General features: G+C 55.5%; 11 protein-coding genes. 3 read left to right on the top strand and 8 right to left on the bottom strand.

Going from position 1 to position 8,792, the window contains the following annotated elements:
• The 6 genes from HRF49_03050 to HRF49_03075 all read right to left on the bottom strand — a co-directional run.
• A partial coding sequence (locus tag HRF49_03050; protein ID MEP0813628.1) for a hypothetical protein occupies positions 1 to 297 on the bottom strand: 297 nt, incomplete at its 3' end.
• A 96-nt stretch (positions 298 to 393) separates the two neighbouring features.
• A complete protein-coding gene (locus tag HRF49_03055) occupies positions 394 to 2,937 on the bottom strand; it encodes a leucine--tRNA ligase (protein ID MEP0813629.1) in 2,544 nt (847 codons plus the stop codon).
• Positions 2,938 to 3,123: 186 nt separating this feature from the next.
• Positions 3,124 to 4,098 (bottom strand): slipin family protein, encoded by a 975-nt coding sequence (locus HRF49_03060; protein ID MEP0813630.1) that lies wholly within the window; start codon positions 4,096 to 4,098, stop codon positions 3,124 to 3,126.
• A gap of 95 nt (positions 4,099 to 4,193) precedes the next feature.
• Positions 4,194 to 4,610, bottom strand: coding sequence for a GntR family transcriptional regulator (locus HRF49_03065; protein MEP0813631.1), 417 nt, complete (start codon positions 4,608 to 4,610; stop codon positions 4,194 to 4,196).
• Between the two features lie 237 nt (positions 4,611 to 4,847).
• On the bottom strand, positions 4,848 to 5,027 hold the full coding sequence (locus tag HRF49_03070) for a hypothetical protein (GenBank protein MEP0813632.1): 180 nt from the start codon (positions 5,025 to 5,027) through the stop codon (positions 4,848 to 4,850).
• A 214-nt stretch (positions 5,028 to 5,241) separates the two neighbouring features.
• Positions 5,242 to 5,712 (bottom strand): hypothetical protein, encoded by a 471-nt coding sequence (locus HRF49_03075; protein ID MEP0813633.1) that lies wholly within the window; start codon positions 5,710 to 5,712, stop codon positions 5,242 to 5,244.
• Here HRF49_03075 and HRF49_03080 point away from each other — a divergent pair.
• From HRF49_03080 to HRF49_03090, 3 genes are read left to right on the top strand one after another with little or no spacing between them, the layout of a single operon-like run.
• Entirely contained in the window at positions 5,706 to 5,999 is a 294-nt protein-coding gene (locus HRF49_03080) for a hypothetical protein (protein ID MEP0813634.1), read from the top strand. The genes HRF49_03075 and HRF49_03080 overlap by 7 nt on opposite strands.
• Positions 6,000 to 6,019: 20 nt before the next feature.
• The gene (locus HRF49_03085; protein MEP0813635.1) at positions 6,020 to 6,241 is read left to right on the top strand and encodes a hypothetical protein; all 222 of its coding nucleotides are present in this window, start codon (positions 6,020 to 6,022) and stop codon (positions 6,239 to 6,241) included.
• Positions 6,242 to 6,802 carry a site-specific DNA-methyltransferase gene (locus HRF49_03090; GenBank protein MEP0813636.1) on the top strand — a complete coding sequence of 187 codons (561 nt, stop codon included), beginning with the start codon at positions 6,242 to 6,244 and terminating at the stop codon, positions 6,800 to 6,802.
• A gap of 95 nt (positions 6,803 to 6,897) precedes the next feature.
• Here HRF49_03090 and HRF49_03095 read toward each other — a convergent pair whose 3' ends face one another.
• Both HRF49_03095 and HRF49_03100 read right to left on the bottom strand, forming a co-directional pair.
• Positions 6,898 to 7,221, bottom strand: a complete 324-nt coding sequence (locus HRF49_03095) for a hypothetical protein (GenBank protein MEP0813637.1) — start codon at positions 7,219 to 7,221, stop codon at positions 6,898 to 6,900.
• Positions 7,222 to 8,640, bottom strand: coding sequence for a hypothetical protein (locus tag HRF49_03100; protein MEP0813638.1), 1,419 nt, complete (start codon positions 8,638 to 8,640; stop codon positions 7,222 to 7,224). It abuts the gene before it with no gap.
• Positions 8,641 to 8,792: the final 152 nt, after the last annotated feature.

The following is an 8,792-nucleotide window of genomic DNA, read 5'->3' on the forward strand; positions in this document are numbered from 1 at the left end:
TCCATAGGCAGCGTCCGCCGCATCGAGCGCCGAAAGCACCGTGGCCTCGTCCATCAGCGGAAAGCTCCCGATGCGCGCCTGGCGGGGAAGTTCGGCCGGTTCGCCGCCAGTCGGCGTCAGAAATCCGCCGTCCCCTTCAACGCATATAGGCGAAAGCACCTCCTGGCACTGCCCGTCCCAGGTCCGCATTTCGCCACCGGCAAGATATTCCCGCTGCTCGACGGGCGCGGGAAGCTTGAACCGCTCCGGGATTCCGGAAAGCGAAGGAAAAAGCGGAGATTGCGGCTGCGCGTTCATACAGAGCCTCCAATTGCGCCGCCGGACGATGCAAATCAAGGTTTAACCGCTCGATTCCGCGGCGCAACGCGATTATGCCCCGATGGGCAGGGGAGGTCAAGCAACCACCACGTTCGCGATTCTTCCCTGAACGTAGATGAACTTCTTAACCTGTTTCCCCGCGATGAACTCCTGTACGCGTTCCTGCGCCAGCACGATTTCCTGCACCGCGGCTTCGTCCGCGTCCGCGGGCACCAACACATGCTCACGCGGTTTGCCGTTTATCACAATCGCGATTTCGACCATCGCTGTAGCGATAAGCGATTCGTCGTAAGTGGGCCATGGAGCATGCATAACAAATCCTTCGTGCCCCATCGCCTCCCACATTTCCTCCGCGATGTGCGGCGTGAACGGGGACATGAGATTGACGAATGATTCGAGCGCCTGGTAAAACGCGATTGAAATCTCCTTCGCCCGCTTGGTTTCGGTTTGATCCCCCGCGGCGATGCGCGCGGCCTCCGGCGCAAGCTCGTTCGCAAGCACCGGCTGCAGGAAGTTGATAAGCTCCATCATCTTCGCGATCGCGGTGTTGAATTGCATGTGCTCGATGTCCTCGGTCACGCCCTTTATCGTCGCGTGCTCATGGCGCTTGATTTCGGCGACAAGCTCTCCCCCTCCCGCTTCGCCCGCGACCGGCGTGCCTTTCAGTTGCTCGCGCACGCGCGAGTAGTCGTAGAACATCCGCCAGAGCCGGCGGATGAACCTGTGGCAGCCGGCGACGCCTTCGTTCTGCCATTCGAGATCGCGCTCGGGCGGCCCGCCGAACAGGCTGAAGAGCCGCGTCGTGTCCGCTCCGTACTCTTCCACCATCTCGTCCGGGCTGACGGTGTTACCGAGCGACTTCGACATCTTCGCGCCGTCTTTGTATATCATCCCTTGCGTGAACAGGACGTCGAACGGCTCTTTGAAAGACAGCATCCCCGCCCGGGCGAACGCGCGCGCGATGAACCGCGCGTACATAAGGTGTCCCACGGCGTGTTCGATACCGCCGATGTAGATATCCACCGGCATCCAGTAATTGACGAGCGAAGGCTCGAACACCGCCGCGTCGTTTTTCGGATCGCAGTAGCGCAGGAAGTACCAGGCGCTGTCCATGAACGTCGTCATCGTGTCCGTTTCGCGCAGCGCGGGACCGCCGCATTTTGGACATATGCACTCCACGAACTCGCGCACGTAATTGAGCGGGCTTCCCAAATCGCGCCTTGTCATGTCCACCTTGTCGGGCGTCGGCAGCAGCACAGGCAGGTTTTCGTATTTTTCCGGTGAGTGGCCGCAAATCGGACACTGAATCATCGGAATCGGGCATCCCCAGTACCGCTGGCGCGAGGCCAGCCAGTCGCGCATCCGGTACTGCGTCTCGAATCCGCCCTTTCCCGCGGCTTCGAGATCGCGCGTGACCGCGTCCATCCCTTCCTTGCTCGAAAGCCCGTCGTACTTCCCGCTGTTGACCATCACGCCGTAATCGCAAAACGCATCTTCCGTCGGCGGCTCGCCCTCGACGGGCCTGATTACGGTGCGGATTTCGAGCCCGTGCTTCTTTGCGAACAGGTAATCGCGCGAATCATGCGCGGGCACCCCCATCACCGCGCCCGTGCCGTATTCCAAGAGTACGTAATCCGCTATGAATACCGGCACTTCCGCTCCGGTCATCGGATGCAGGCAGCTTACGCCAAGCGCCAGGCCGCGCTTTTCGCGCGCTTCCGCGGTGCGCTCGATCACGTCAATCGCCGCGACCTCTTCGACGAATTTCCTTATTTCAGTGCCGCGCGCGCTCGCGGCCGCGATCCGCGCGACGAACGGATGCTCCGGCGCGAGCACAAGAAAAGTGACGCCGAAAAGCGTGTCTATGCGCGTCGTGAATACTTCGATTTTCTCGCCGATCGCCGGGAAATCGAACGCGACGCGCGTCCCCTTGCTCTTGCCGATCCAGTTTCGCTGCATCGTCCGCACGCGCTCCGGCCATTTCGAAAGCTCGTTTTCGATTCCGTCCAGCAACTCGTCCGCGAAGTCGGTCGTTTTGATGTACCACTGCGCCAGCGGCTTTTGGATGACCTCGGCTTCGCATCGCCAGCACTTGCCGCCAGCCGCTTCTTCGTTCGCCAGCACGCCGTGATTGGGGCACCAGTTGACGGGCGATTCCTTGCGGTAGACCAGTCCCATTTCATAGAGCTTTAGGAAGATCCACTGCGTCCACCTGTAATATTCCGGCTGGTCGGTGATAACGGTGCGCTCCCAGTCGTAGCTGAAGCCCATTATCTTCATCTGCCGGATGATGTTCTCGATGCAGTCCGCGTTCCACTTGCGCGGATCGATGCCGCGGTCAATCGCGGCCTGCTCCGCGGGCAGCCCGAAACTGTCGAAACCTATCGGGTGGAGCACGTTCTTCCCCTGCTTCCAGCGAAGCCGCGCCACCACATCGCCCAGCGTGTAGTTGCGCATATGTCCCATATGCATGTAGCCGGAAGGGTAGGGGAACATTTCGAGGACGTAATAAGGCTCTTTGCCCGTCGCGAAATCCTCCGCGCGGAATGCCCGCGCCGCTTCCCAGCGCTCCTGCCACTTCTTTTCGATCACCGCAAAGTCGTACTTCTCCCGGATCATTCCGAATCCTTTGTGCCCGCACTCTGACTGCGCGCGGCCTGAAATGAACGCCGATTATACCCCCAGCCGCCTGATTCGATGCGCAAAAAAGGCGCGGCGGTTACGTTGGAGGCGCAAGTCCGCCGCGCCGTCTCATTGTCGAAACCAGCCGGGACAGGCGATCCCGCCTCGCTCCCGCATCGGCCGTTACTTAATGCCGTCGAACTGCTCTCCCGATGCGGCCTGCGGCGCGCCCGGCGCCGTCTTCATCTGGCCCATCGAAGCCACGCCCATCAATCCGCCCAAGTTCATGCTGTCCAGCGCGCTCGATGGAACGAGCATCAGGCTGCCCTTTTCCTTCAAGCCCTCGAACAGCATATTCATCGCGCGCAGGTGCAGCGCGACCGGATTGTTCTGGTACGCCCGCGACGCCTCGGAGAAGCTTTCCGCGATCTGCCGCTCGGAGTCGCCCAGGATTATGCGCGCCTGGCGCTCCCGCTCGGCCTGCGCCTGCTGGCTCATCGCCTCCTGCAAGCCCTCCGGGATGCGGATGTCGCGTATCTCCACGCTGCGCACGGTGACTCCCCACGGATCGGTGCGTTCGTCGATCAGCTTTTCAAGTTGCTGGTCCAGCTTCTCGCGGCCGACAAGCAGGTCGGCGAGATCGGTTTTGCCGATTATGTCCCGCAGCGCTGTCTGCGCCGCCCAGCTCACCGCGTCTACGTAATCCTCCACTTCCAGCGCGGCTTTTTTCGGATCGTAGACCATCCAGAACATGACCGCATCCACGTTGACAGGCACCGTATCCTTGGTCAGCGTCTGCTCGGCCAAAAGGTCGGTGGTCCGCACGCGGATGTCAACCCACTTGCCGATCGTGTCTATGAACGGCACGAGAAAGAACATCCCCGGTCCGCGCACCGCCGTGAACTTGCCGAGGCGCAGGATCGCAACGCGGTCCCACTGGTCGGCAACCCGCAGGCACGTCAGGAACATAATGCCAAGCAGGATTCCGCCGAAAAACCAGATCAGCCCCGTCACCGGTGCCTTGTCCTCGCCGACGCGGATGATGTCGCGGATCAGACCGGTCACGCCCGCGATCAGGAAAATGAAAAAGATCAACAGGGGAAACGGATGCGTCTGCGTTCCCGCGACGCTCGTTGCGCCGTAACCCGACTTCAACATCGTGCTTCTTACGATCATTTTGCACTCCTTACCCTTCTTCAGAGCAGATTAAAAAAGTGATTTCGTTTTATGGCGCAAGGCAAGCCAAAACGTGCTCACTCCCGCGCCCGGTGTTTTTCGATCAGTCCTTCAAGAAACGCGCCGATTCGCTCCACGGAAACTCCATTGCGGACGGCAAGCTCCAATAGGCTCTCGATTTCTTTGAACACATCGCTTCCCAGGTCGCCAGCCTCGCCGGGAAGTACGTCGGGAACGTACGCACCCATCCCCCGGCGCGTCGTGATCATCCCTTCGGCGGCCAGCTCCCGGTACACCCGCGATATCGTGTTCGCGTTCACTCCCAAATCCACCGCGAGCGAGCGCACCGTCGGCATCTGGCTGCCCGCCGCCAACCTTCCGCTTTGTATAAGGAACCGGAGCTGGTTCTTTATCTGGACATAGATGGGTATCTCGCCCGTCATGTCCAGCGTCATTTCGAGCCCGGATTCACCTACCTTCGGCTTTCCTTTCACATTCCGAACCTCCTTATCGATCGGCGAATTCAAATCGAATCTCCGCCGGACGGCCGCGCCGCCCGCATCACCTGCAAAGCAGGCCCGCTATGTGCTTTAAAGACATCCACGGCCCCGCCAGCGACACGAGAATCCGGAGCGCCCGGATTGCCTTGTAAAAGACCCTGCCGGCGACGACTGCATGATCCAGCAAAAACATCTTCCTTCACCATTCCCTTGTGTCGCGGCCGCATGCCGCTATCTCCTTAAATTCCTTGCATCCGCTTGCAGAATCCCGATCAGGATCGCAAGCCCAATCAAGGTGTTCTCGCGGCCGCGCCCGAACCCGAATCCGTCCCGGAAAACCCCGCCGACCGCGACCGCGATTCCGGCGGACAGCATCGCCGCCACGATTCCAAATTTCGCCTTCACATTCATCTTGGTCTCCCGCCCGGAAGCCGATCCGGGCACTTTACAGACTTACCGGCACTTCACCAACCCCGCATCGTTGCTGGCAAAACGGCCGATTTCACCAGCAGGCTAGCAAGCTAGTGTACCAGTAAACGCATACAGTGTAACACGCCGCGGCGGGGTTGTCAAGTGGTTTCGGGGGTTTTTGAAAAAAAAAATCGGCTATGCGGGCGCAATTTATTTAAGCTGACGATCCGTGTGCTTCGGCTGTGCGCCCACGGCGATGAACGGAATATACGCGGGCGTGGACGAAGGCGCGGCGGGTCACAGCTTCGGCGCGCTGCCGGACGACCACATCGGCGACTTCGACGACGGCGAGTGGATGATCAGGGCGGAGGTGGGGTAAGCGGCAGACAATCTTCAAGACAAGCTCTTTCTCATCCTCCACAAACAAGCCAAGCTGATCGCCGTTCGTAGGCTCGGGCGGTTCGATGGAAAGAATCTCAATCCCTTCTTCCCCCACAAAAAGCTCAAGGGTGAACCCATAAAACTCCACCTTCACCTCTCCCTTTGCTTCTTCCAAATCCAGAAACAGACTCCCAGTGATCCTTGCCTCGTATTCAACTATCCTCTGCAAAAGCCTCTCCCTTCTTCCTCCATACCACTTTGCCAGCCAAACCAAAGCCTCAAGCAATTCTTCCTTCTTTGCCATTTTCATCACCTCCTTCTGGCATGGTTCAAAACGCAAAATGGCCCTGCCTGGAATATCCAAACAGGGCCAAGGACAAAACAGCAAAAATGAAGCAAGGAAAACCAGCTAACTCAAATCATCAACTCCTTTCTGTGGGATTAAAAACAAAGGGGGGTGGGCATGACCTGAAGTTTGAAAGCCCTAAATCCCATATAGATGGCCTTGGAAAATTTGAGGAAAAATGCCCTATAAGGAGGCACCTTAAAAAATTCAGATCAAAGCCAGGATTGCTGACTTATATGAGCTAAAAAAAGAAGAGGAAGCCAAAATGGGACCTGAAATGAAACACGCTGGAAGTCTGGAAAATGGGCTAAAAAGCCTTGTGGATAAAGGGATTTCTGCTGCCTTCATTGAGACAGGATTGGGAAAAATGCTTATTAGCCACCAGGGGATTCTTGTTGTCTTAGCTGAATTGAATAAGGCAATGGATTGTGGCTTGGATAAATTTTCAAGTGCACCTTTCAGGCCTATTACATCCACATGGGCCTGATTGGATGGGAGGAGGCTAAGGCAATTCAAACCAGGCGGGATTATCATCGTCTTCTACGACCTGTGGAAGCTTGAATCGCTGGCAAGGTTATTAACCCACCTGGGATTCAGAATGCTACGGTTCCTTGAATGGCTCAAAACCAATCCCGTGCCGATCAACTCAAAGCGGTTTTATCTATCCAACGCAAGGGAAGTTGCAATCGCTGCTGTTAAAGGCTCAAATCCCATATTTAACGCCGAATACCACAACGGGTTATTTACGATGCCCATACACAGGGAAAAACGGATCCATCCCACTCAAAAGCCGCTTGCTCTTATGAAGCAGCTAATCGAAATCCACACAGATCCCGGCGATATTGTTCTCGATCCATTCGCGGGTTCAGCAACTACATTGCTTGCCTCTATACAGCTTGACAGAAGGGCCATAGGATGCGAGCTCAATCCGGAATACTACTCGGCTGCACTTCAAAGGCTGAATGGGGCTCTGTTACAGACCAATATCCGTCGCTTTCAAACCCAAGCCAGTGTACCAATGGGACGAGGAAAAAATTCAATTATTTGAAGACTACGTACCTGCCCATATACTGAGTATGAAAATGAACATGAGATGATATTGGCAATTTAAGGCGGAATATTGCAGACTGAGCGCACAGTATGCTAGGACCCAATATTATTTAAATATAATCCGAGAAATGGGATTGACATGGGAATGATTTTATAATATATCCATATAATAACTACATGAACAAACATTGTTAGTGCAAGCACAAAAAACCAGAATGCATTGCTACTCCATTTCTTTGCAATATAATAATAGCATAATGCACATACTGCATTGCCCAAATGAAACGGCATAAGGGCGATTACTACTCCAATCCCAGCGCCATAATCTGGCAAATATGTAATAATTTGACCTGATAAGAAAAAGGCGAATAGCACAAAAGCTCCATAAGGCATGACTTTCTTAATGAATTGTTTCATCTAGGTCAAACCTTCTGGCCAAGGCCATCCTTCCATTGGGTCTGGAGGGTAATTCGGATCAAATGCTGGAGAATCGCAGCAATAATCGCTCCAATTCCCCTTGAAGTTCTTGCCAAATACTTTTTCGAATAACTCAAGATCCTGAAGTTGTGGATTTACTTGTCCGCACTCCCACATACAGGCATGAGCCCTCTTTTCTTCGCTTTTTTTATACCATGGCAAAATTGTGGATGGATCGCAGCGATGATACATCTCATGAAATAGCTCCAATTCTGTAGCATCTCCTCGAATAACAATTGCGCGGTCGCCGCCTGGATAGGTTGCGCCTTGGCCCATCGAAGGCCCGCAAATAATCGTTGTATTCTTGGAACCGGAGCAAAGCGCGTTCATGCATTTTTTGGTTTTTGGAGCATTTTTCATGCATGATGCATCATTTAGCATGCTGCAGGCGCTGTCAATCATATTCTTGATCTTGTTGGTATTTCTGCAGCCAATTAGATGGAACCCTTTATACCATTCGGCCCATGCATTTTCAGCCCAAAACATCATTTCGTAGGAATCCCATGGCCCAAACGCCATAAGAGCCATCCGGGGAGCAATTGATCCAAAGTAAAAAGTACCCATCGGCCCAATTTCTCCGGGCAGCGGCCCAGGAATGGTCATTCCGCCCGGCATTCCACCGCCCACTCCTGGAGCGCATCCGCCTGTGCCCGCCCCACATCCCGGACAGCCTCCGTCTGCCATTTCATTCATCAGCCATCCCATGCCGTATCCTGCACAACGCGGCTCATCACCGTTAAAGACAACCCAGGCAGTTATGGTTTCGTAGTCGCTTCCCGAAATATAGCAACGGCTGCCGATGCAGTTAAAGCACCACGCAATCGTGTGTAACGGGCGAACGGGATCGCTTTTGAAAACCTTGTCGCAGAATGCATTTTCCTTTGCGGCGCAAGGATAGGTCGTGTCGTCCAATTTTTGCCTGCATGCAAACATCTTGCAAGAGTAGGCATTCAATTCGGCCGGACCAACGTGAACGCAATCGCCCACATCGTAGTCGCAGTCATTGCCCGTCCATTCCTTGAACGGAGGATGATCTCCATTGCCGTTGTTTACGCTGTTGCCAATACCAAGGATAGGAGAATCGCTGGCAATTGGACGAAGCAAACCGACATTGAACATTCCATGGGCATAGTATGTCCCGAATCCCCTCCCTCCCGGATTCACGTCCCTGCCGATGATCCACGTCTTTACCCTCGTCCCTTCGTACATAAGGTTCGTTCCGCTGATTTCCAGCGCACCCCGGTCGCTTGGCAGCGCAATCGTGTTCTCGGAATAAGTCGGGTTCCTGTGGCTGAAAAGCTCGCTCGGATAAAGCGTCGTCTGGGCCATGACCGTGGGCACCGCGCCGTTGACGAGCACGAGCCTGCCCTTCGCCGCTATCGCTTCGGTGTCGCCTGCTGCGGACGTGCCGGGATTGTACGTCCTGCGGGACGGGGATATCTCGTCGGATACGTTGATGAACTGCGTGGCGCTGTTGGTCTGGAGCTGCTGGCTCTCGACCGGCCTCGAGG

Source organism: bacterium (assembly GCA_039961635.1).
Lineage (GTDB): Bacteria > 4484-113 > 4484-113 > JAGGVC01 > JAGGVC01 > JABRWB01.

Coding starts and splice junctions, on each gene's coding strand:
- HRF49_03055 (MEP0813629.1), bottom strand. CDS start 2,937: ATGATCCGGGAGAAGTACGACTTTGCGGTGATCGAAAAGAAGTGGCAG.
- HRF49_03060 (MEP0813630.1), bottom strand. CDS start 4,098: ATGTTGAAGTCGGGTTACGGCGCAACGAGCGTCGCGGGAACGCAGACG.
- HRF49_03070 (MEP0813632.1), bottom strand. CDS start 5,027: ATGAATGTGAAGGCGAAATTTGGAATCGTGGCGGCGATGCTGTCCGCC.
- HRF49_03075 (MEP0813633.1), bottom strand. CDS start 5,712: ATGGCAAAGAAGGAAGAATTGCTTGAGGCTTTGGTTTGGCTGGCAAAG.
- HRF49_03085 (MEP0813635.1), top strand. CDS start 6,020: ATGGGACCTGAAATGAAACACGCTGGAAGTCTGGAAAATGGGCTAAAA.
- HRF49_03095 (MEP0813637.1), bottom strand. CDS start 7,221: ATGAAACAATTCATTAAGAAAGTCATGCCTTATGGAGCTTTTGTGCTA.